Below are 1,019 nucleotides of genomic sequence, written 5' to 3'. Positions count from 1 at the left end.
CCTGATTAGCGTCGAACCTCAGTGAAGAAAATTACTCGCCAAGCGCAGCATCGGCTCCGGGCAAGGCTTGCAGAGCACCATCGCGCGCGTCAGCCGCGGCAGCAGGTCGTGCAGTCGAAACCGGCGGTTGAAGCGGTACGCCGCCTCGGCCAGATAGCGCCGGGCGTAACGATGTTGCTTGACGGAATGGTAAACCCCATCCAACGCCCGCTTGACGTTGGACAGGACGATGTTGACCCAGCGCGCGCCTTGGACTTCCGTGGCGGCGCGGCCGCCTTCGGTCTCCAACACCGTGTGCGCATGGCCGGTGGCGACGAAGCGGCGGAAGGCGCCGAGCCCGTCGCTGAAGGCCTCCGCTTCCGGTGCCAGCCGGCGCTGGGCCCAGTCGGTGATCGTGGCGTTATCGAAGGTGCGCACCGGTTCGATCACCGCATGGTGCGGATGTTCCAGTGTTGCGTCGGTCTCCACCGCGATGACAAAGGCCTGCTTGTTCTCCGAACCCCGGCCCGGTTTGCCGCCGTTGCGTTCACCGCCCAGATACGCGTCGTCGATCTGCACGAAACCCTCCAGCCGGCGCGGCTCCTCGCGTTCCAGCATGCTTTGCATGATCTTGTGCTTGAGCCGCCATGCCGTGCGATAGCACACGCCCAAGTGCCGCATCAGTTCCAGCGCGGCCAGGTTGGTCTTGGTCGAGGTCAGCAGGTGGATCGCCAGGAACCACGTCGTCAACGGCAGTTTGCTCGACTGAAACACGGTGCCGCTCACCACCGTGGTCTGGTGTGCACAGGCGCGGCACTGGTAGTACTGCTGACGGCCGCGACGGAACGTCGAACGGCGTCGATCGCCGCACGCCGGACAGCGGAAACCCTGCGGCCAGCGCGCCCGGTACAGCGCCCGGTGGCACTTCGCTTCGGTGCCGTACTGCGCGTGGAAGTGGACCATCGACAGACCTTTCTGAAACTGCACCCTATTCATCGCCATGACTCACACTCCCGTCGAGAACATGGCTTCAGCATCCC

At 64.6% G+C, this 1,019-nt stretch carries 1 protein-coding gene; it reads right to left on the bottom strand.

What is annotated here, in order from left to right:
- Positions 1–18 precede the first annotated feature (18 nt).
- Positions 19–981 carry an IS1595 family transposase gene (locus ACFPPB_RS20295; RefSeq protein WP_377330475.1) on the bottom strand — a complete coding sequence of 321 codons (963 nt, stop codon included), beginning with the start codon at positions 979–981 and terminating at the stop codon, positions 19–21.
- Between the last annotated feature and the right edge of the window lie 38 nt (positions 982–1,019).

Origin of the sequence: Rhodanobacter terrae (assembly GCF_042657005.1) — a bacterium.
Lineage (GTDB): Bacteria > Pseudomonadota > Gammaproteobacteria > Xanthomonadales > Rhodanobacteraceae > Rhodanobacter > Rhodanobacter terrae.
This window is presented reverse-complemented; position numbering and strand designations above follow the sequence as displayed.

Bases quoted from the DNA above. Each gene is read 5' to 3' on its own strand.
- ACFPPB_RS20295 (WP_377330475.1), bottom strand. From the start codon at position 981: ATGGCGATGAATAGGGTGCAGTTTCAGAAAGGTCTGTCGATGGTCCAC.